This is a genomic window from Desulfovibrio sp. (genome assembly GCF_035644575.1).
Lineage (GTDB): Bacteria > Desulfobacterota > Desulfovibrionia > Desulfovibrionales > Desulfovibrionaceae > Desulfovibrio.
In genome coordinates, this window is record NZ_DASQOG010000007.1 from 20,271 (window position 1) to 40,391 (window position 20,121).

19 protein-coding genes are annotated in these 20,121 nt (G+C 57.2%); 3 read left to right on the forward strand and 16 right to left on the reverse strand.

Annotated features, from left to right (window positions below; all coding sequences use genetic code 11):
- Nucleotides 1–32 precede the first annotated feature (32 nt).
- The 7 genes from VEZ52_RS00260 to VEZ52_RS00290 all read right to left on the reverse strand — a co-directional run bounded on the left by VEZ52_RS00260 (nt 33) and on the right by VEZ52_RS00290 (nt 6,522).
- Nucleotides 33–1,292, reverse strand: a complete 1,260-nt coding sequence (locus VEZ52_RS00260; protein WP_324835028.1) for an HD-GYP domain-containing protein — start codon at nt 1,290–1,292, stop codon at nt 33–35.
- A 249-nt stretch (nt 1,293–1,541) separates the two neighbouring features.
- Nucleotides 1,542–2,696, reverse strand: coding sequence for a cysteine desulfurase NifS (nifS, locus tag VEZ52_RS00265; protein ID WP_324835029.1), 1,155 nt, complete (start codon nt 2,694–2,696; stop codon nt 1,542–1,544).
- Nucleotides 2,697–2,701: 5 nt separating this feature from the next.
- Nucleotides 2,702–3,538 carry a Fe-S cluster assembly protein NifU gene (gene nifU, locus VEZ52_RS00270; RefSeq protein WP_297147991.1) on the reverse strand — a complete coding sequence of 279 codons (837 nt, stop codon included), beginning with the start codon at nt 3,536–3,538 and terminating at the stop codon, nt 2,702–2,704.
- Nucleotides 3,522–3,965 carry an RrF2 family transcriptional regulator gene (locus VEZ52_RS00275; protein ID WP_297147990.1) on the reverse strand — a complete coding sequence of 148 codons (444 nt, stop codon included), beginning with the start codon at nt 3,963–3,965 and terminating at the stop codon, nt 3,522–3,524. The genes nifU and VEZ52_RS00275 overlap by 17 nt, the downstream gene beginning before the upstream one ends.
- A 41-nt stretch (nt 3,966–4,006) precedes the next feature.
- Nucleotides 4,007–4,942 (reverse strand): homoserine O-acetyltransferase MetA, encoded by a 936-nt coding sequence (gene metA / locus VEZ52_RS00280; protein WP_324835030.1) that lies wholly within the window; start codon nt 4,940–4,942, stop codon nt 4,007–4,009.
- 208 nt (nt 4,943–5,150) lie between these two features.
- Nucleotides 5,151–5,858: an ATP-binding protein gene (locus tag VEZ52_RS00285; RefSeq protein WP_324835031.1), complete on the reverse strand. Its 708-nt coding sequence runs from the start codon at nt 5,856–5,858 to the stop codon at nt 5,151–5,153.
- Between the two features lies 1 nt (nt 5,859).
- Nucleotides 5,860–6,522 (reverse strand): HAD family hydrolase, encoded by a 663-nt coding sequence (locus VEZ52_RS00290; protein WP_324835032.1) that lies wholly within the window; start codon nt 6,520–6,522, stop codon nt 5,860–5,862.
- 262 nt (nt 6,523–6,784) lie between these two features.
- Between VEZ52_RS00290 and VEZ52_RS00295 the strand changes: the two genes are divergently transcribed.
- From VEZ52_RS00295 to VEZ52_RS00305, 3 genes are read left to right on the forward strand one after another with little or no spacing between them, the layout of a single operon-like run.
- Nucleotides 6,785–7,678 (forward strand): ornithine carbamoyltransferase, encoded by an 894-nt coding sequence (locus VEZ52_RS00295; protein ID WP_324835033.1) that lies wholly within the window; start codon nt 6,785–6,787, stop codon nt 7,676–7,678.
- A 3-nt stretch (nt 7,679–7,681) separates the two neighbouring features.
- Entirely contained in the window at nt 7,682–8,584 is a 903-nt protein-coding gene (locus VEZ52_RS00300) for a threonine/serine exporter family protein (protein ID WP_324835034.1), read from the forward strand.
- A complete protein-coding gene (locus VEZ52_RS00305) occupies nt 8,581–9,090 on the forward strand; it encodes a threonine/serine exporter family protein (RefSeq protein ID WP_324835035.1) in 510 nt (169 codons plus the stop codon). Before VEZ52_RS00300 ends, VEZ52_RS00305 begins: the two co-directional genes overlap by 4 nt.
- A gap of 201 nt (nt 9,091–9,291) precedes the next feature.
- Here the strand turns inward: VEZ52_RS00305 and VEZ52_RS00310 are convergent, their stop codons facing one another.
- From VEZ52_RS00310 to VEZ52_RS00350, 9 genes are all read right to left on the reverse strand, one after another.
- Nucleotides 9,292–10,266, reverse strand: a complete 975-nt coding sequence (locus VEZ52_RS00310; RefSeq protein ID WP_324835036.1) for a rhomboid family intramembrane serine protease — start codon at nt 10,264–10,266, stop codon at nt 9,292–9,294.
- A 57-nt stretch (nt 10,267–10,323) separates the two neighbouring features.
- Nucleotides 10,324–10,533 carry a 50S ribosomal protein L28 gene (gene rpmB / locus VEZ52_RS00315; protein WP_027180796.1) on the reverse strand — a complete coding sequence of 70 codons (210 nt, stop codon included), beginning with the start codon at nt 10,531–10,533 and terminating at the stop codon, nt 10,324–10,326.
- A 257-nt stretch (nt 10,534–10,790) separates the two neighbouring features.
- Nucleotides 10,791–11,318: a nitroreductase family protein gene (locus VEZ52_RS00320; protein WP_324835037.1), complete on the reverse strand. Its 528-nt coding sequence runs from the start codon at nt 11,316–11,318 to the stop codon at nt 10,791–10,793.
- Nucleotides 11,319–11,430: 112 nt separating this feature from the next.
- Entirely contained in the window at nt 11,431–14,619 is a 3,189-nt protein-coding gene (locus VEZ52_RS00325) for a chemotaxis protein CheA (protein ID WP_324835038.1), read from the reverse strand.
- Nucleotides 14,620–14,688: 69 nt separating this feature from the next.
- A complete protein-coding gene (locus tag VEZ52_RS00330) occupies nt 14,689–15,057 on the reverse strand; it encodes a response regulator (RefSeq protein WP_022658680.1) in 369 nt (122 codons plus the stop codon).
- 111 nt (nt 15,058–15,168) lie between these two features.
- Nucleotides 15,169–15,870, reverse strand: coding sequence for a chemotaxis protein CheW (locus VEZ52_RS00335; RefSeq protein ID WP_324835039.1), 702 nt, complete (start codon nt 15,868–15,870; stop codon nt 15,169–15,171).
- Complete coding sequence (locus VEZ52_RS00340) at nt 15,864–16,640, reverse strand: ParA family protein (protein WP_324835040.1); 777 nt, start codon at nt 16,638–16,640, stop codon at nt 15,864–15,866. The genes VEZ52_RS00335 and VEZ52_RS00340 overlap by 7 nt, the downstream gene beginning before the upstream one ends.
- 10 nt (nt 16,641–16,650) lie before the next feature.
- Nucleotides 16,651–17,487: a CheR family methyltransferase gene (locus VEZ52_RS00345; RefSeq protein ID WP_298997542.1), complete on the reverse strand. Its 837-nt coding sequence runs from the start codon at nt 17,485–17,487 to the stop codon at nt 16,651–16,653.
- A 692-nt stretch (nt 17,488–18,179) separates the two neighbouring features.
- Nucleotides 18,180–20,111 (reverse strand): HEAT repeat domain-containing protein, encoded by a 1,932-nt coding sequence (locus VEZ52_RS00350; protein WP_324835041.1) that lies wholly within the window; start codon nt 20,109–20,111, stop codon nt 18,180–18,182.
- Nucleotides 20,112–20,121 lie beyond the last annotated feature (10 nt).

Genomic DNA, 20,121 nt, shown 5'->3' on the forward strand with positions numbered 1-20,121 from the left:
ATTCCCCCCGTCAGCGGGTATGGCTACCCAGTTCAAGGTTGCCTGGCAGCCTTTGCCGCCTCATCGCACAGCCTGCGCATAACCACAAAGTTTGCTGCGGCCTTGCGCTGGGCGCGTATGCGCTCTTTGTTGACGCGTAGCACATTATCGGCCAGGAGCGCTACCACTCCGTTGTCCAGATAGCCGAGTTCCGCCATGGATGCGATGATTCTCATGGCTTCGGCCAGAGGCATGCCGTTTCGGTAGGGGCGGTCTTCTGTGAGGGCTGTAAATACATCCGCCACAGCGATGATACGCACAGGAAGCGTCAGGCTGCTTCCTTCGATATTGTGAGGATAGCCTGTGCCGTCAATGCGTTCGTGGTGTCTGCCTCCCCATTCCCGCACGCAGGTAAAACCGGGTATGGAACCCAGCAAATCCATGCTGATTTCAGCGTGCTTTTGAATTTCCTGCACTTCGTCAGGCGTGAGCGCCGCTGGTTTTTCCAGGATTTCGAGCGGCACCGCGAGTTTGCCAATGTCGTGCAGCAGACCGGCCACAAACATGGTTGTGAGATCGTCGGCATCGGCCATGCGGGTCAGCCTGAGCAGCATGCGCGCCGTATAGGCCACGCCAAGGGAGTGGGTGGCGGTAAAGGGGCTTTTGGAGTCAATAGTTTGCGAAAAAAGGCCGCACAGTTCCACAAGCTGCACCGGGCCAAGAATCACAGAGCCAAATGCCGTAGCCAGGTATTCTTCCATGCGCTTGTGGCTACACAGAATTGCTGAAATTTCCGCGTCATGAGCCAATGTGGCCAGCGCTTCAAGGCAAGCTGGGGCGTATTCCCTGTCTCTTGCCTGTAGTGTGAGGCAGATGCTGTGCAGGTCAGAAGCCTGCTTGCCGCGCAGGGCCACATCAACCCGGTCAGCCAGGTGGATGCAGTTGGCTGGCAGTGCGTGCTGGTCGGATGCCTCATAACTGCACCATTCCGTATGGTGATGCAGTACCATGTCGCACACAGGCCGGGGCAGCCCGGCTGTTTTGCAAAATGCCCAGCCAGCCCGGCAGTGCAGGGCCTTGTTGCGCTCAAATATGAGGTCGCGCGTATCACTTTTGAGTGGCACTGCTCCAATATCGTGCAGCATGCTGGCCATTAGCATGTACTTGCGCGTGGTGCGGGATAACCGCATGCGTTCGGCAATAACCTGGCTCAAAAAGGCAACCCGCAGATGGTGTCCGGCAAGAAGCGGCGTAACCATGTCCAGCGCACGCGAAAAACCCATCAGCAGATCAAAAAGGCGAATTGAACGCATGAAACCTCACTCTCACCAATCGGAACAGATATTCAAAGTAAAATAATAGGACAACCGGCCCCCGGAGGCAATAGGCTCATTTGGACAGAGACCGGAAGAAAGAGCACTTTTTTGTGTCATGGGTGCAACAAGAGCCGTATGTTGCAATCTCGCAAAATTTTTGCCGCAGATGTAAATGTGCCGCACCCGGATGAGTGCGGCACATAATCTACAGGCATTGAATCTGCGCCAACTGCTGCTTGAACAGGATTAATCCTTGAAGGGAGAAATCATGCGCAGGGTCTTGATGACATCAGGGAAGTTCTGGATGACAAAGTCCACTTCTTCCTGCGTGGTGTAGCGGGAGAGGGAAAGGCGGATGGAGCCGTGGGCGAATGTAAAGGGCACACCCATGGCGCGCAGCACATGCGAAGGTTCAAGGCTGCCAGATGTGCAGGCAGACCCGGAGCTTGCGCAGATGCCGAGCCTGTCGAGCATGAGCAGGATGGCTTCGCCTTCCACGTTTTTAAATGCAATATTGGTGGTGTTGGGCAGGCGGTTATCCACATCGCCGTTCACCATGCAGTCGGGGATACGTTCAAGCAGGCCCTGTTCAAGCCTGTCGCGCAGCAAGGCCACGCTGACGCGTTCTTCCTGCATGTGCGCAATGGCAAGCTGAGCCGCTGCGCCAAGCCCTGCGATGTAGGGCACATTTTCCGTACCCGCACGGCGTCCCCGTTCCTGATGGCCGCCCCGCAAAAACGGACGGAAGCGCACGCCCTTGCGCACATACAGCACGCCAATCCCCTTGGGGGCGTGCAGCTTGTGGCCGGAGAGCGAAAGCATGTCCGCAGGCAGATGGGCAAGGTCGATGGGCGTTTTGCCCACGGCCTGCACGGCATCCGTATGGAACAGTACGCCGCGCTCGCTGGCCATTTCAGCCATGCGCTGGATGGGATAGATATTGCCCACTTCATTGTTGGCAAACATGATGGATGCCAGCGCCGTATCGGGCGTGAGGGCGGCTGCGTACTCGTCCAGGTCAAGGCGTCCCTTGTTGTCCACGCCAAGGTAGGTTACCCGGTAACCTTGGCGTTCCCAGTGCTGCATGACGCTGAGCACGGCGGGGTGTTCCACGCGGGTGGTGATGAGGTGGCGCTTTTCAGGCTGGGTCTGGATGGCCGACCAGATGGCGGCGTTGTCGCTCTCTGATCCGCAGGAGGTAAAGATGATTTCGTCCGGGTTTGCGCCCAGCAGACTGGCCATCTGCTCACGGGCTGTTTCTACTGCATCGGCCACCTGACCGCCAAAGGTGTGCATGCTTGAAGGGTTGCCGTACAGCTCGTTCAGATAGGGCAGAATGGCATCGCGTACTTCAGGCGCAACAGCCGTGGTGGCGTTGTTGTCAAGATAGATGGTTTTCATGGCGGTTAGGCCTCCTCAACCACGATGTCGGCTTCAACATGTTCGCGCAGCAGACGCTGCACCAGATCGCGGATGGTCACTTCGCTCGAACGGCACTGGGCGCAGCGGCCGCGCAGGGAGACCACAACGCGCAGACCGTCCACATCCACCAGTTCAATATCGCCGCCGTCAGCAGCAAGCTGGGGGCGGATTTCTTCGTCAATGGTCTTGAGCACCTTCTGCATGCGCTGCACGTTGGTGAGACGCGGCTTGGGCTTGAGCTCGACCAGGGGCTTCTGCTTGAGCTGACCAGCCAGAATTTCGGCGATTTCATCAAGGCATTCGCCGCATGCGCCGCCCGCCTTGGTGTAGTTGGTGATCTCTTCAACGGTCTTGAGGCCGTTTTCGGTGATGGCGCGGATAATCTGGGCATCCGTGATGCCAAAGCACTTACACACCAGCTTGCCGTCTTCGTGGGCGTGGGGTACGGGCGGTTCGCCCTTCCACTGGCGGATGGCAGCTTCAAGCGCCTCCTGGCCCATGACGGAGCAGTGCATCTTCTGCTTGGGCAGGCCGCCCAAAGCGTTGGTGATGTCCTTGTTGGTGATCTTGAGCGCGTCTTCAACAGACATGCCCTTGACCATGTCGGTCAGCACAGAGCTTGAGGCAATGGCGCTGGCGCAACCAAAGGTTTCAAAGCTGGCGTCTTCAATGATGTGCTGGTCGTTGATCTTGAGATATAGCTTAAGGGCGTCGCCGCATGTCAGGCTGCCCACTTCGCCGATGGCGTTGGCGCCTTCAAGGGGACCCACATTGTGCGGACGCAGAAAGTGGTCGTGTACTGCTTCAGTGTAATTCCACATGATTGCCTCCCGTTACGGAGCATTTCTCTGAGTCTATGATTTCCTGCAAGGTGCGCTTTTGCAGGAAGGAGCGGATGTGCCCGTCCAGTTCTGTCCAGAAGCCCCGGGTGGAGCAGTGGGATTCGCGTTGACAATGGCGGCCCTTGCTCAGACAGCGCACAGGGGAAATTTCACCCTCAAGATGCTGAAAGACTTCTTCAATGTTAATATCTGCTGGCGATTTGGCAAGTGAGTATCCGCCGCCAGAACCGCGCACAGCACGCAAAATGCCCATGGGGCGCAGTGCCCGCACTATCTGTTCCAGATAGCCCGATGAGATGTTTTCTTCACGGGCAACCTGCCCCAGTTGCAAAAGAGATCCCTGGGGCTGGGCCGCCAGACGCAGCAAAAAGCGCAATCCGTAACGGGTTCTGGTAGAAAATCGCATAGGCATCCTCGTATCCTGTAGGGGTTCAGGATTATGAACTCTTACTTGCCCTGCCGGTCACGGGCAATGGCAGTAAGGCTGAAGGGCGTTTCCTGGTAAACGTAGTAGTTAAGCCAGTTGCAGTAGAACAGGTGCGCGTGCGCCCGCCAGTTCATGTTGGGCAGACGGCTGGGGTCGTTGCCGGGATAGTAGTTGCTGGGCGGTATGGGACTCATGCCCCGTTCCTGATCGCGGCGGAATTCCGCATCCAGGGTGCCCCTGTCGTACTCAAGGTGCCCGGTCATGAAAACCTGCGAGTGATCGCGGCTCTCAACCAGGGCAAGCCCGGCTTCTGGCGATTCGGCAAGAATGCGCAGCACGGACTGTTTGCTCACATCCTCGGCGCGAACTTCCGTATGGCGCGAATGGGGCGCGGCAAAGGTATCGTCAAAGCCGCTGAACAGGCGGCATCCTGGCTGCAAAATGTCGTGCTGGAACACGCCGGAAACCTTGGCAGGCAGGGCGTACTTGGGGATACCGTAAAAATGGTACAGGGCCGCCTGCGCCGCCCAGCAGATGTACAGGGTGGAGTACACGCGGCTTTGGGCAAAGGTCATGATGTCCAGCAGTTCGTGCCAGTAGTCCACATCTTCAAAGGGGAGATGTTCCACCGGAGCGCCGGTCACGATCATGCCGTCAAAGCTGCCGTGGCGAATTTCTGAAAATGTCTTGTAAAAACGCTCAAGATGCTGTGCGGGAGTGTTTTTGGATTCGTGAGCTTCTGTGCGCAGCAGGGTGATGTTGACCTGGAGGGGCGAATTACTCAAAAGCCGCAGCAACTGTGTTTCTGTGGCAATCTTGGTGGGCATGAGGTTGACGATGGCTATTTCTAGCGGACGAATGTCCTGCTGGACAGCGCGATCTTCCGTCATCACAAAGATGTTTTCGCTCTCAAGCGCTGCACAGGCGGGAAGATCAGCAGGAATCTTGATGGGCATGTCGATGATCCTTTACAGCAAAGCAGTCTTACCTGGCAGTGCGTTCACTGCCCCTTACGGCCCGTCTGCGGGTTACGGTTTTTGGGCAAAATCTCAGTTAATAAAAGCCCGCCCCTAAAACATAGCATTACACTATGTTTTGTCAAGGCGGACTTTAGGTATTTCCTACATGGGCATTTCTTGCCCATGTATACTTCTTGTAAGGTGACTACAATTGTACAATATGCGTCTCCGGGGTCAAGGTGCTGCCTGCGGCCTCAATGGCGCGGTGCGCCAGCCTGTCCAGCCCGCCGCAGCAGGGTACGCTCATGCGCAGTACGGTAATGCCCGCAATGCCGCCCTGTTTGATGATGGCTGTGAGCCTTTCGACCAGCACTTCATTGTCTTCAAGCTTGGGGCAGGCAATGATGGGCACGCGCGCGCGCATCCAGTCCGTATGCAGATTGGGCAGGGCAAAGCCTGCGCAATGGGCGGCCAGCAGGATGTTGGCCCCGCGCAGATAGGGCGCTGTGGGCGGAACCAGCCGCAACTGGATGGGCCAGGTGGGCACCTGGGCCCGCAGGTCTTGCGATCCGGCGGGTGCCATGGTTGTTGGGCCGCCGGTCAGCGGGGTGAACGTGCGCGCCATGCTGCCGGGGCAGCCGCCGCCGTGCGGGCGGTGGGGCTGGGCGATCCCGTCCCTTTTTGCCTTGGCGGCAAGGGCCGCTTCTTCATCAAATTCGGGCGCTTCCCTTTCCACAAGGCGCAGCGCGCCCTCGGGGCAGTTCAGACACGCGCCGAGGCCATCGCAGTAAACATCGCTGACAAGTTTGGCCTTGCCGTCAATGATGGCAAGCGCGCCTTCGGCGCAGTCGAGTACGCATTGCCCGCAGCCGTTGCACTTTTCTTCGTCAATCTCAATGATGGGACGTTTCATATTATGCCTCCTTTGCCAGGCGCGTCAGCGCCACGGGGGAATCGATGACATGATCGGCCTGAGCTGCGCGCAGTTCGTCCGCGCCGCGAAATCCCCAGGCCACGCCGATTGAGATCATGCCCGCGTTGCGGGCGGTGAAGATATCCACGTTGCTGTCGCCCACGTAAAAGCTGCGTTCGGGCAAAAAGTCCATGTGCCGCAGCATGTCGAGCGGGGCGTCCGGCTCCGGCTTGAGGGGTACCCCCTCCCTGCCGCCGCGCACAAGGGTAAACGGCACATCAGGAAAGTAGCGGCGCACCAGTTCAACCGTGAGGTCGTCCGGCTTGTTGGAAAGGACGGCCAGGGCGTGGCCGTCAGCTGCCAGTGTGTGCAGCGCCTCGGTGATTCCAGCATAGGGCTTGGTGCGCACGCACATGTTTTCGCCATAGCGGGCGCGGGCCTCTGCAATCAACGCTGCCAGCTGGTCTGAAGAAAGCTTTGCTGCTTCACCCTCGGGGAGGGCGTCATTCACAAGTTTGTGAAAGCCTCGGCCCACATAGAACCTGTACGCTGGCAAGGGGTGGACTGGATAGCCGTGACTGGCCAAAATATCGTTGCAGGCCTGACCAATGTCTTCCAGGCTGTCAACCAGTGTTCCATCCAGATCAAAAATGAATGCTCTCATGTATGCTCCTGTGGGCCCTGCAAGCGGGCACCCGTACTGTAGCTGAAAAGTGGATTAAATCACAAGTATTCAATGGGTATTAATGCGACAAGATCCACTATTCTCTTTTTTTTCAGCATGTTAAAAGTTTGTTTCGCAAAAAGCACATAAGGGGTTGTGATGCCTGTTGCTTTTTGTGCTTTGCTGGACAGAATTTTCACGCATTGATAGAACAGTATCGCGGGCTCAAGATGCTGTATGTGACGACCGTCACGGAGGATCTATGGCAAGACATATTTTAAATATCAAGAGTCTTGGTGAAAAGGCGTCCTGGCTGCTGGTGCAGCAGGCATTGGGCATGCCGGAACCGAAGCTGCAAACAGACTTTATGGCCCAGCGCGTGGCCCTGCTGATGTTTTCGCAGCACTCCCTGCCCGAGCGACTTTGCGTTTCTGCCGCTGTGCGGCAAATGGGCGGAGCTGTGGTGTACGAGGGCAGCCGGGGCAGCTGGCGCAATGAAATGAATGATTATCAGGAACAGCTCCTGCCCGTTTTCAGCTACTACATTGACTGCATGTACATGTACGGCATGCCCGTGGGCGGGTGGGACATGGAGGCATCGTGCCTGCGCTTCCCGCTTATCAATGCTGGCAGCCCGGATGCGCACCCGGCGCATGCGCTGGCCGACATCGCCTGCATGTTGCGCAATTCGCGCTATCTTGACGGCGTGACCTGCGGCTGGCTGGGATGCGTCAACGGCACGCTGCATTCATTGATGGCGGCAACGGCATGGTTTCCCTTTTCACTCCGCATTGCCGTGCCGTCCCGCGTGGACCCCGCGCCGCTCAAGGATGCTGCGGAGCGCTACGGGTCGCGTATTACCATTGTGGAAAATGTGGAAGAAGCTGTGCGCGGTGCCAACTATGTTTTTGCGGGCTGCCGTAGCGGCCTGACGGACGAAGAGCGCGAAAGCTGGAGCGTGACGCCGGAACTGCTCGCCAAGGCGGCGCATGACGCGCATCTTATGCTGAGTGCTTCGCCCATAGCGGCGATTCGTGTTGACGATTCCATTCTGGCCAGCAAGGCCTCACTGTTGGTGCAACAGGCAGAATACCGTTTGCGGGTTCACAAGCGCATGCTGCACTGGGTTTTTCTTGATAATGAAAGCGGGATCTAGTTTATGGGTTTGCAAAACGGGCAGGGCGGTCTGAATACGCTGTCTGCATTGGCGGCGGATTTGACTGTTGCGGGCGAGGCAGAGGCCAGTACCGAGAAGGCCGACGCCGCTTGCGGAACAGAACATAGCGTTCTGACTGCCAAAGAGCTTATTGAGTTCATACAGGTTTATGCTTCCACATTGCTTGCGGCGGGCGGGCAGACTTCCCGAGTAGACCGCACCGCCTGCCGCATTGCACAAGCATATGGTTTTGAGGTGGAACTGGCCATATTTCCCAAGCACCTCATGCTTTCGGTCATCAAGCCAGCCGAAGGGGGCATTCCGGCGGAGCGCCGCACTGCGGTCAGCTCCATAGTGTCTGGTGCGCCCAATTTTCAGCGGGTGGCGGCGCTCAATGCCCTGAGCTGGAGCATTGCCGATGAAAACCTCAGTCTTGCCACGGCGCGCGAGCATTTCAGCGCCATCTGCGCGGTGCCCACGCTTAATCCCGTGCTGCTGCGTTTTCTTGTGGCCTGCGCCAATGCCGCTTTTTGTGGATTGTTCAACGGCGATATGGTGGCTATGGGGCTGGTTTTCTGCGCAACCTTTCTGGGCTTTTATCTGCGGCAGAAACTGCTGCACTGGGGCCTTGACCTGAAGGTCACGTTTTTTCTCTGCTCGTTCGCGGCTTCTCTAGTAGCGTCGTTGGGCGTGCTGCTGCATCTGGGCAACACGCCGCAAACGGGCATGGCTGCAAGCGTGCTGTTTCTCATCCCCGGCATCCCCCTGATCAACGCCATGCTGGATATTCTTGACGGGCATGTGCTTATGGGCGTTTCGCGGCTGATTCAGGCCAGCACGCTCATTATCTGCATTGCTCTGGGGCTGGCTACAACCATGCTGCTGATGGGGGTGGATTCGCTATGATGCTGGTTGACTGTCTTGCGGACGGAGCGCTTGCAGCTGTTGCCGCAGTAGGCTTTGCGGCCATATCGCGGCCCACCAAGCGGATAGCCGTCATGGCTGGCCTGCTTGCCGCCACTGGTCATATGAGCCGTTTTTTACTGTTGCAGGCCAGTATGGGGATTGCCAGCGCATCGCTCTGCGCCGGGTTGATTATTTCCTTTTGCAGCATGCCCATCGCGCGCCGCTGCCATACCCCGGCGGAAATGTTTGTGTTCCCCGCGCTGTTGCCCATGATTCCCGGCATGTTTGCCTATAAGGCCATTCTGGCTACCTTGCAGTTTCTCAACACAGCCGGGACGCCTCAGGGCCAGACTGTGCTTGTCAGCGTTGTCTACAACGGACTCACCGCATTTTTTATCATGTGCGCTCTGGCCATCGGGGCCATACTGCCCCTGCTTCTTTTCCACCGCGAAGCGCCGCTTGGGCGCACGCTGCACAAGCTGAGCAAGGGCGGCAATGCGGTCTGAATCAGGCGCTTGCTGCAGGAACAGTGTTGCCGCGCGGCTCAGGGCTGGTATACAGAGGATGGGAGCAGGTCTGGCGGAAAGATAGTGGCGAGAGAAGGCGCTGGTCTGCTCTGATTTGGGCAGATATGCGGCGATTAAAAAATACAGACTGAAATCATGATCCTGATGTGCGTGTTCACGTCAGGATCTTTTTTTGCTCAGTCAGTTGCGCATGACGGCAAAGGCCCACCACCATGCAGCGGTGCAGATCAGGGCCGTGAGTGCCCCCGCCGTCCACTGGTTCAGCCTCTTGCGGCAGTTTCGCACCTGCCAGGCTTCAAACGCGCCCAGCGCCAGCCCACAGCCAAGCCCGGCCAGATGCGCGGCATAGTCGGTATTTTCGCCTTCTGTGCCGAGCATTGCCAGCAAGGCGGCTGCGGCAGCCACTGGCAGCATGGCCTTGCGTTTGCCTTGCTGCTGGCAGGCCATGTAGCCGGAAATAGCCCCAATGCTGGCAAACAGTGCTGTGGAAAATCCCATGCTCAAAACCGGGCGGGGCCGCAACAGCACGGTCAGGGCATTGCCCAGTGCGCCCCCAAGCAGGGTGAGCCACAAGGCTCTGCCAACGCCTGTCATGCGGGCCAGCAGGGTCATAAATATAGCCCCGAAGGCTATGTTGCCGCAAAGGTGGGTAAGGCTGGCATGGAGGGTAAGCGCGGTGACGGTTCTGTACCATTCGTTGAAAACGCGCACCCGCACGGCGTCAAGAATGCCCGCGCTGCTCCACATGTCTGGCGGAGGCAGTACGGCGGGAACAGGCCACCAGCCCACGCGCCAGCCGTGCCAGAGAATAAGCGGCAGCAGCGCCAGTATTGCCACGTAGGCGTGAGGAAAAACTCGCAGCGGCGGGGGTAGGGCAACTGGTGCGGCGTTTTCGCGTGCAAAGTCCCCCAGTTCCATGAGGGCAATGTTTTCAAACAGCGCGGGCACATAAATGTATTCCCTGCCGTTCATCTGGACGGTCTGGTGCGGGATGTTGCAGGCATTGAGCACAAGCAGCCATTCACGAAAGCGGGCGTAACCCGCGGTGCCTTGCAGGCTGGCAACCGGACGCCAGTCGAGAGGCAGGCTGTTGGGCCTGCGGCGGGCGCGCCAGTTGCGCGAAAAGGCAAAAATTCTTGGCGGAATTGTGCGCATATGCAAAAAAGCCCCGGCAGAAACCTGTCGGGGCTTAAAGCTGCAAAAGAAGGTCAGTTAGGCCTGCTTACGCACCGTGGGCTTAACAACAACGCCAGAGCGCAGGCAACGGGTGCAAACGGAAAGGGTCCGCACGCTGCCGTCGGGGAACTGGTGACGCACGCGCTGCAAATTGGGATTGAAGCGGCGCTTGGTCTTAATGTTGGAGTGGCTCACAAGATTGCCGACCTGGGGCTTTTTGCCGCAAAAGATGCATTCCTTGCTCATACATTCCTCCGTATATGCAAAAAAATAGTTCAATTCAAATGCGGCAAGAACAAAGCCCGCGCCGAAAAATGACAGCGTTGCATGTGGGCATAACCGCGCGAAAAGGTCATATAGCTCATGCAGCATGGAAAGGCAAGAAAATTTCTCAAAAAAAGGCGACTGCGCTTCAAGTGCGGGTTTGCCAGCCCATCATTGAGCCGGGCAGACCTTAACGCTCTGGAAAAACGCAATTTTTCAAGCCAATCTGCATGATCTGGTTACTGTGCAACTCGGAAGTAATCCCGGTGAGTACGCGCCCAGTCAGACGCATCAAGCTCCCGTGGTTTTTTTACTTCGTCCTTGTGCCCAATGGCCACGAGGCAAAGTACGCCATAATGACTAGGAATGCCAAGTGTTTTTCTTACTTCTGCCTCGGCGGAAGCAGCGCCGTTGGTGCGCAGGCGCATCTGCACCCATGTGGAGCCAAGGCCCAGACGCTCCACTTCCAGTTGCACCAGGATGGCAACAATGGAGGCATTTTCAACCCACACGTCCGATTTATCGGTATCGGCCACCACAGCCAGCACCAGAGGGGCTGTGCGCAGGGGCATGGTGCCTGAATCACGACAATCTGCCAGCGCGGCAATAACAGCCTTGTCCCTCACGGCCACCAGTTCCACCGGGCGGGTATCCTTTGACGAAGGGGCCAACAGCCCGGCCGAAAGCAGTTTTTCCAGATGTTCATCGCTTACGGCTTGATCGGTGAATTTGCGTATGCTGCGGCGGTTGCTCAACAGTTCCAGCATGGCTTTATCCTTTTGTGGCAGGTGCGGCGTAGCGACGCTGGCTGAAAAACGGCACAGTTAGCCGTGCAGCGTCTCCAATGGAAAAGGGGGGCCTTGTGGCCCCCCTGTAGCGTTACATTCTCACTGAAACCGGCTGTTTGCCCTGTTCGCCCCCAGCGCCGATGGAAGGGGCCTTGGAGGTTGCCAGTATGTATATTTCGTGCGGGTCAAGAATCAGGATGACCGAACCATCGCCCATGATGGTTGCGCCCGAAATACCCTTGAGGTCGCCAAGATACGCGCCAAGGGGTTTGATAACGATTTCCTGCCGCTCCAGAAGCCGATCGACCACAAGGCCCAGGCGGCGATCGTTGTCGTGGATGACAACCACGGAAAGCACATCTGGCAAAGGATCGGTGCGGGGCAGGCCCAGCATTTCTGAAAGCTCCACAACACCAAGCACTTCGCCGCGCAGGGTTACGGCCTTGCGTCCCTTCACATCCGTGAGGCGTTCAGCTTCAATCTTGGTGGTTTCAGAAACTGCATCAAGGGGGATGGCATACATCTGACCGGAAACATTGACCATAAGCGCGTCAATGATAGCCAGGGTCAGGGGCAGGCTCAAGGTGAAGCGAGTGCCCTTGCCCACCTCTGAATACGTGCTCACGCTGCCCTTGAGGTTCTTGATGTTGGTGCGCACCACGTCCATGCCCACACCACGGCCTGAAATATCAGTGATTTTTTCAGCCGAGGAGAAACCGGGGGCAAAGATGAGCTCCAGCGATTCGCGGTCATCAAGCTGCGCTGCTTCCTCGGGCGTGATGACGCCCTTGCGGATGGCAACTTCGCGCATTTTTGCGGGGTCAATGCCCTTGCCGTCGTCTTCAATTTCAATGGCGACAGAGTTGCCCTTGTGGAAGGCGCGCAGCACAACCTTGCCCTTGGCGGGCTTGCCCGCAGCGAGGCGCTGGTCTTCAGGTTCAATACCGTGGTCAACAGAGTTACGGATAAGGTGGACAAGCGGATCGCCGATGACTTCAACAACGCTCTTGTCCAGTTCCGTTTCTTCACCTTCCATGACCAGATCCACTTCCTTGCCGCTTTTGCGCGATAGGTCGCGCACCAGCCGGGGGAAGCGGGAAAAGACCGAAGAAACCGGAACCATGCGCACCTTCATGATGGTGTCTTGCAGATCGTCAGAAATGCGCGCCATGGCGTAGGTGGTTTCAGAAAGGCTCTGGGCGACCTGAGAAATATCCACGTCATGCCCGGTGTCTTCAAGCGAACGGGCGATGAGGGTGTACCTGTTACGGTTGATGATGAGTTCGCCAATGAGATTCATCAGGTGGTCAAGACGCTCATGGTCAACGCGGATGGTGGAAGAACCCTTGTGGTTCTCGGCAGCCGGAGCCGCAGCTTGCGCCGCAGGCTTTGCCGCAGCCGGCGCAGCAGGTTTTGCAGGTGCAGCGGGCTTGGCTGCTGGTGCCGCTGGTTTTGCGGGCGCTGCGGGCTTTGCCGCAGCCGGAGCCGCCGGTTTGGCAGGTTCGGCGGGCTTGGGAGCCGGGGCATCCTGCTTTGGGGCAGCCGGAGCCGCCGCAGGCGCGCTCGGCGCTGCAGAGCTGACCGGGGCTGCGGGAGCCGGGGCGGCCTGTTCTTTTTCGGCCTTGGGTTCAGCCTTGGTCTCGGCTCCAGATCCTGCAGGCTTTTCGTCCGCCGGGGGCGAGGCCGGGCTGGGAGCCGCAGCAGGCGCAGCCGCCGGGGTGGCGGCCTTGGCCGGGCCGTCCAGCGCAAGCTGAACCATATCCTTGATGATGGAAACTTCCTGATCCAGCAGGCCAACCATCAATTCAAAGTCAATGCCGCTGATGCGCCCCTGATCCACTATGCCAGCCGTGCGCTCGGCGTAAACCTTGATGTCTTCAAATTCCATGAAGGCGCAGGCGTTCTTGACCGCAATCAGGCAGCGGTACAGGGCATCAATGGAATCTTTGTGGCTGCCGTCTTTCTTGAGAGTTTCCAGGGCGGCATGAATAATTTCAAACTGCTGGCGCACCGTGACGCGAAAGGCCTCGGTATCGTCGTTTTCAGCGCCAACGGCAAAAAATGTCGGCGTGACCACTTCAACCGGAGCGTGGGGTTCTGCGGCGGCAGGGGCTTCCTGCTCGCTGGTCTCCTGCTCTGCGTCTTCCTGGTTTTCAACAGCATCGTGCCCGCCGTTGCCGTTCTGGCTGGCCTGAGCATCAAGAAGTTCCTGCGGCAGCGAAATGGGGCCGCCTGTCTGCGCTTCCTGAAGCTGTTTGACCACGGGAGAAATGTTGAAAGGAGTGGCTGAACCCGCTTCAATATTGATGCGCTGCACTAGGGCTTCCAGCACGTCAACCACAAGAAGCAGAAGGTCGATCAGCTCGTGGGTGGGCGTGATCTTGCCCTGGCGGACATTGTTGAGCAGGGTTTCTGCTTCGTGCGTGAGCGAATTCAGTTCGCTGTAGCCGATAATGCCGCTGTTGCCCTTCATGTTGTGGAAAAACCGGAAAATATCGTTGACCAGTTCATCACGGCCAACGGGATTTTCTTCCAGATCCAGCAAGGAGCTTGTGAGGTTTTCGATGGTGTCGTTGGACTCATCGATAAAATCTTTCAGGTGCCCTTCGCCAAAGGCGGTGAGGGTATACGTAGGCAGATCGGGCAGCGTCTGCACCCAATCCTTGCCAGACATGGCCGGAAACTCTTCTTCGTTGCCGTCGGTAGGTGCAGGGGTGTCGGCTGCGTCATCGTTGCTGCTTTCGCTGTACGCTTCAGCAGCTTCATCCGCCGTGGGCAGTTCATCACTGGTGGCAGGTTCTTCAACAACAGAGGCAGGTTCGACAATCTCTTCTTCTGGTTGCGGCGCTGCTTCAGGCTCAGCCGCCACAGGCTGCGGCGCTGTTTCGCCAGCCATGATGGCATCGATCTGAGCCATGATGTGCCCAATCTCCACTTCGCCTTCTGCGTTGGTGGATTCAAGATTGTCGATCATCTGGCGCAGGGCATCGGTGGATGCCAGAATGACATCCATGATCTCCGAGGTCACAACCATGGTGCCCTTGCGCAGTTCGTCCAGAATATTCTCAGACTTGTGCGCAAGCTGATTGATGCGGTTCAGCCCCAGAAAACCCGATGCGCCCTTGAGGGAGTGCATGGGCCGAAAGATATCATTCAGCAGAGCAAGATTGTCCGGCGCCTTCTCAAGCTCAAGAAGGTTAGGCTCGATGGTTTCGAGATGTTCTTTGGCTTCCGCGATAAAATCGGCGAAAAGTTCCGGATCAAAAAATTCCTGGCTCATAACCTGTACCTTTATATGGCTGAAAGCACACTATTGCCCGAATTGGACACATACTGTCTTTCTTATCGGCTATCCCAGAAGCATCTTTATATTACGGACCATTTTTTCAGGCTGCGCCGGTTTTACCATGTACAGGTTGGCGCCAAGGCTCATGCCGGTCTGGATGTCCTTTTCCTGCCCTTCGGTTGAAAGGACAATAATAGGAATATCCTTATAGGCATCCTGAGCGCGGATGGTCTTGATAAACGTGAAGCCGTCCATGCGGGGCATGTTCACGTCCGAAACAATCAGGTCGACCGGCTCAAGGCTGTAAAGCTTTTCAATAGCGTCAAGGCCGTCCTCGGCTGTGCTGACCTTGAAACCTTCGCCCTTGAGAACAAAGGCTACCAGGTTACGGATAGTCTTGGAGTCGTCTACGACCATAATATGTTTTTTCATAGGTGATCCTGTCCGTCTGTTGTTGGCTGCCGTACAAAATTTCACCGAACTCTAGAGATTATTCAGACTATTGGCAAGTCAGACCGTATGCTTTTCAAACTGGCCAGGCGATCAGACTTCAATAAGTTTGTCGACAATCAGTTCCGGGTCGATAATGCCGTGGAGGCGTTCCTTGATATTGGCGAGGCCGCACAGAAAATCTGCCCCCTCGCCGAGTTGCGCCTCAATGTTCCAGCTGATGCTGTCTTTTGAAACCATGTACATGGTATGTATTTTGTCGATAATGAGACCAAGCTGCATATCTTCTGTGCCGCAAACAATAATAAAGCTTTTTTCTGTATAGCGCTTTGTCTGGTCTGTGGTCAGCAATGCATCCAGGTGCAGCAGTGGCGTAACCTTGCCGCGCAAGTTGACAACGCCAGCAATAAAGGGCGGGGCCATGGGCAGCCGGGTCAGCGGCATGTAGCGCAGCACCTCAACAATTACCGGTACTGGCAGCAAAAAAACCTGTTCGCGCACATAGAACGAAACCATCTGTACCTGTTCTTCTGCCGCAAGCCGCGTGCGCAAGGAAGGATGGGCGGTTTCCGCCTCTGCATGCCCGCCGTGAAGGGCAGGGCGTGCATGGTCTTTTGCTTCTCCTGCTGCGCCAGCCATCACCTGTTCCGGCTCAAGCACCGGCATGGTCTGCAACGCATCGCTGCCCAGATATTTTTGCACAAAGGCCTGTTCCGCAGCGCTCAGCGTTGCGTCTGCCGCCTGAGGCACGGCCAGGCACTGGTCTGCAAAGTACTCTTCGGGCGTTTTTACCATAGCTTTACCACTTCTTCTGCAAGCGAATTATACCCGAGCGCACCCTTTGAGCGGGCGTCGATATCATAAATGGTGCACCCCTGGGCGCTGGCCTCGCGAAAGTGCGTGTCCACCCCAATGACCGTTGAAAACATGGATTGCCCCATTTTGCGCCGCATCAGTTCAAGCACCCGTGTGCAGGCTTTTGCTCTTCTGTCGTACATGGTGGGCACCGCCCGGTAGCGTACGGGCCTGCCCAGGGCCTTGTTCAACGTGTGCAGCGTATCAAACAGCAGCTTGAGCCCGTGCAAGGCCAGAAAATCTGTCTGGATCGGAATTATCAGCAGGTCTGCGGCAACCAGTGCATTGACCAGCAGAATGCCCACATGGGGCGGACAATCCAGAACTATGTAATCGTATTCATCGCGCACATGCGTGAGGCTGCGGAGGAGCACGCTTCCCTTGGCCTGGCGCTCGCGAAAGTCAACTTCAAGCTCTGAAAGCCGTATGCTCCCCGGCGCCACGTCCATTCCCGGCAGCGCCTGCACATGGATAAGATCGGGCCAGATCACGGGCCAGGCATCTTCCTGCGCAAGAAAAAGATCGTGCAGGCTGCAAGTGATGCCCTCGGGGTATATTCTCGCATGCAGCGTGGCGCAGGCATGGGGGTCAAGATCAAGAACAAGAACTTTTTTCCCCATGCGGGCAAGCGCGCTGCTCAGCGAAATGGATGTCGTGGTCTTGCCGACGCCCCCTTTTTGATTGGCAATAGCCAGAACTTTTGCACACATGGTATCAGCATCAGCTCATTTTTCTGTAAACAATGGTTCCCTTGTGGTGTTCAAGCTGGAACGCGCGGCTGATGTTGTGCAGGGATTCGGAGTGCCCGATAAGCAGAGCGCCGTTGATTTCAAGATTGTCGTAAAAGGCGTTGATGACCTTGCGCTTCATTTCATCGTCAAAGTAGATGATAACGTTGCGGCAGAAAACAATCTGCGATTTTTCAATGCGCTTGAGCTGTTCCCTCTCATTGAGGTTAATGGGCCCAAAGGAAATGAGCGATTTCAGTTCCGGCTTGACCCTGTACTGCGTGTCTTCCTTGATAAAGTAGGCGTCCACAATTTCCTTGGGTGTCGTGCGCAGGGCGTAATCGTTGTAAACACCCCGACGGGCAGCGGCCAACACGGCCTCGGAAAGGTCGTTTGCTGTGATCTTGATGTCCCAGCTGGACAATTCGCTTTTCAGAACCTCACACAATATGATGGCAAGCGTGTAGGGTTCTTCGCCCGTGGAACAGCCAGCCGACCAGATACGCAGCTTTTTGCGCCCGGCCTTGCGGCACTGGTCAAGAATGTCGGGCAGCACACTTTTTTGAAAAACTTCAAGCTGCGGCGGATTGCGGAAAAAGCTTGTTTCGTTGGTTGTCACCACTTCAAAAAGCTTGGTAAGCTCTGTGCGGCGGCTGCCGTCAAAGCGCAGAAAGTTGTAATAGTCGCTGTAACTTTTGAGGTTCAGCTCCTTGATGCGGTTTGAAAGCCGGTTTTCAACAAGGTACTTTCTGTTTTCAGCAATGAAAATACCGCACTGCTGATAGATGAAATCTCGCAGTTGCAGAAATTCTTCGTCAGATATCTGCAAATCCTTGCGGAAGGGCGATGCTGCGCGGGCGTTGTCTGTCGCTTGCGTGGGCGAGCGAAAAGCCGCAGCCGGGGTGAGCGGCGGGCGCATGGCGCTGGTTGCTGGTGCGGTTTGCGTGGGCCGTGTGGCTCCAAAACCGCCCGCAGCAGGCGCGGGGTTTGCAGTGCGCGGGGGCAGGGCAGACCCCAACGGGGGCCGTGCTGTTTGCCCGAGACCTGACTGGCCTAGCCCTGATTGTCCAAGGCCAGTTTGCCCGAGAGGAGGCCGAGTTGCCGTACCAGACAGACCGCTTGCAGCCTGACCAAGACCGGATTGACCAATTCCAGATTGTCCAAGGGGCGGGCGCGTTGCTGCAGGCGCAACGGGGCTGGTGGAGCCGCCTGCTGGCGATGTGCCCCCCAAACCCGTGCCAGCGCCTGCACCCGCAGGTGTGCGGAATGCAGAACCTGTCAGGCCTGCGCCTTGCGCCGGGCTTGCAGGGGCCGGAGCCGTCGTCCTGAATGGCGAGGCCGGAGCGGGCGCAGCGGGTTTGGCAGCCGGAGCGGCCGGCGCTGCCCCGGGCGTTGGCGTCACGCCAAGCCGTGGACGTTGCTCTGCGGGGGTAGCCGCGCCGCCAGCAGATGAGCCGTTGCCGCTATTCTGGGCAGAGCCGAGCGGGCTTTTGGGAAATAACGTAGGGGGCTGAGACATACCTACTCCTGTTCGGCCTGGATCGTTGCCACCGCTTCTTCTGCCGCATGCTGGATATCTGGGTCTTCATGATTCATCAAACCCAGCAGCACGCTAAAGGCCACATTGCCGCCGATCTTACCAAGAGCCTCAATAATTTTGAGGGCCACCATGGGGCTTGAACTCTCAAGCATTTGCGCCAGTTGCGGAACGGCATTGGCAACCTTGTGCATGCCCAGCGAATCAACGGCGCGAATGCGAACCCATTCGTTTTCGTCATCAAGCCCATTGAGAATATAGGGCAGCACAGTTGGGGAAGCGATCTGCCCAAGCAGGTCAATTACTGCAAGGCGAACATCCTTGTCTTCATCTGAAAGGCGGGGCAGCAGCAGGGGCAGGTATTCCTCGGTCTGCTCGCCGAGACTCAGGAAGGATTCCACCGCCACTTGCCGTGTACGGGGTGATTCATCTTCAAGCGCTGCCGTTATTTCAGGCAGATTTTCCAGAATGCCGTAACGTCCAAGGGCGTATACGGCCATCATGCGCTGCATGGGGTCTTCGCTCTTGGCGCGCTCCTTAAAGCGTTCGTTCAGCTTGGCGCTGTGCAGGTTGATGCAAGCTTCCAGCGCCATTTCCTTAACGTCCACATAGCGGTGATCCAGCTGGGCGAAGACAAGATCTTCCACGTCAGGGCAGGTGGGCTGGTTGCCAAAGAAGACCAGTGCGCTCTTGAGAACCTCTGCGTCTTCTGAATCATTCATGATGGTTATAAAGAACGGAGAGTCGGCGCAGTCGCCTAGCTGGGCCAGTTCCGCTGCTGCCATGCGTTGCAGTTCCGGGCTGGCATCCCAGAAAATATTCTTGAGATCAGGCACGCAACGGCGGTCTGCCATAAGATGACAGGCCTCCATTGCCAGCAGGGTGCGCGATTCATCAACGCTGTTCAGGGCATCGCGCACGGAGTCATTGTAGCCGATGGCGGCTATGGCCTTGATGGCGGCTTCATAGAGTTCATCCTGGCGTTCCCTGTCGAGGGTGGCGGCCATGTTGATGATGTCTTCGGTGCACGCGTCCGAGCCGATGGCGCTCAGGCCTTGCAGGGAGGCCAGCAAAATGTCTTCATCATTGTCTGTAAGGGCGTCGAGCAGGTAGGAACGCAGCCTCTCCTGCGATTTGCCAGCCAGCAGCGACAAGCCGCGCCCATTGAGAATCTGCACGATAGCTTTGACAATCTTGTGGCGCAGGGCTTCGCGAACATTTTCAAGCGAACTGAAGAGCAGGGGAATGGATTTTACATCGCCCATATCGCCAAGGGCGTCCACAATGGCCGAACTCACAAGGGACGAGGCCTGGGAAAGCAGTTTCACAAGGGCGCTGGCGGCGGAGTAGTCCTTGATTTTCGCAAGGGCTTCCACCACGGCAAACTGCACCCATTCTTCATCGTGCATGGCCTGGCACAGGGAGTTGACGGCTTCGGGAAAAGCCAGTGTGCCAAGGCTCACAGCAGCCTGATAACGCACGTTAACTTCCGGATCTTTGAGCAGGGCGCGGCAGAGCAGCAGGCAAGACTGATGCGTGCGGCAGTATCCCAGAATATCTGTGATAAATATCCGCAGATCTGCATCGTCGTGCTGCAGGTAGGGCTGAATGCTCTCAATGCTGTCCGAGCCGATTTCGCGCAGAATGTCCATGGCCACGTTGCGCACGGGGGCTTCGTCGCTGCTCAGGAGCGGCAGCAGAGCAACAACCACCTGCGGCCCGCGAATTTTGCGCAGGGCGTATTCCGCTGCTTCCTGTACGCCCACACTTGGGCTTTTGATATGTTCGCAGAGCATGGGAACGGCATCCTGGAGGCCCTGATCGCCAGCGCTGAATGCCGCGTCGCGAATCGCGTCATTTTCGCCCGACTTCAGGGCTTCAAGAATTGCTTTGTGCTGTGGATTTTCCATGTTCATAGTCATGTCC

What these genes read in the sequence shown, in the direction of transcription:
- VEZ52_RS00260 (WP_324835028.1), bottom strand. Translation starts at nt 1,292, where the DNA reads ATGCGTTCAATTCGCCTTTTTGATCTGCTGATGGGTTTTTCGCGTGCG.
- nifS (WP_324835029.1), bottom strand. Translation starts at nt 2,696, where the DNA reads ATGAAAACCATCTATCTTGACAACAACGCCACCACGGCTGTTGCGCCT.
- nifU (WP_297147991.1), bottom strand. Translation starts at nt 3,538, where the DNA reads ATGTGGAATTACACTGAAGCAGTACACGACCACTTTCTGCGTCCGCAC.
- VEZ52_RS00275 (WP_297147990.1), bottom strand. Translation starts at nt 3,965, where the DNA reads ATGCGATTTTCTACCAGAACCCGTTACGGATTGCGCTTTTTGCTGCGT.
- metA (WP_324835030.1), bottom strand. Translation starts at nt 4,942, where the DNA reads ATGCCCATCAAGATTCCTGCTGATCTTCCCGCCTGTGCAGCGCTTGAG.
- VEZ52_RS00285 (WP_324835031.1), bottom strand. Translation starts at nt 5,858, where the DNA reads ATGAAACGTCCCATCATTGAGATTGACGAAGAAAAGTGCAACGGCTGC.
- VEZ52_RS00290 (WP_324835032.1), bottom strand. Translation starts at nt 6,522, where the DNA reads ATGAGAGCATTCATTTTTGATCTGGATGGAACACTGGTTGACAGCCTG.
- VEZ52_RS00295 (WP_324835033.1), top strand. Translation starts at nt 6,785, where the DNA reads ATGGCAAGACATATTTTAAATATCAAGAGTCTTGGTGAAAAGGCGTCC.
- VEZ52_RS00300 (WP_324835034.1), top strand. Translation starts at nt 7,682, where the DNA reads ATGGGTTTGCAAAACGGGCAGGGCGGTCTGAATACGCTGTCTGCATTG.
- VEZ52_RS00305 (WP_324835035.1), top strand. Translation starts at nt 8,581, where the DNA reads ATGATGCTGGTTGACTGTCTTGCGGACGGAGCGCTTGCAGCTGTTGCC.
- VEZ52_RS00310 (WP_324835036.1), bottom strand. Translation starts at nt 10,266, where the DNA reads ATGCGCACAATTCCGCCAAGAATTTTTGCCTTTTCGCGCAACTGGCGC.
- rpmB (WP_027180796.1), bottom strand. Translation starts at nt 10,533, where the DNA reads ATGAGCAAGGAATGCATCTTTTGCGGCAAAAAGCCCCAGGTCGGCAAT.
- VEZ52_RS00320 (WP_324835037.1), bottom strand. Translation starts at nt 11,318, where the DNA reads ATGCTGGAACTGTTGAGCAACCGCCGCAGCATACGCAAATTCACCGAT.
- VEZ52_RS00325 (WP_324835038.1), bottom strand. Translation starts at nt 14,619, where the DNA reads ATGAGCCAGGAATTTTTTGATCCGGAACTTTTCGCCGATTTTATCGCG.
- VEZ52_RS00330 (WP_022658680.1), bottom strand. Translation starts at nt 15,057, where the DNA reads ATGAAAAAACATATTATGGTCGTAGACGACTCCAAGACTATCCGTAAC.
- VEZ52_RS00335 (WP_324835039.1), bottom strand. Translation starts at nt 15,870, where the DNA reads ATGGTAAAAACGCCCGAAGAGTACTTTGCAGACCAGTGCCTGGCCGTG.
- VEZ52_RS00340 (WP_324835040.1), bottom strand. Translation starts at nt 16,640, where the DNA reads ATGTGTGCAAAAGTTCTGGCTATTGCCAATCAAAAAGGGGGCGTCGGC.
- VEZ52_RS00350 (WP_324835041.1), bottom strand. Translation starts at nt 20,111, where the DNA reads ATGAACATGGAAAATCCACAGCACAAAGCAATTCTTGAAGCCCTGAAG.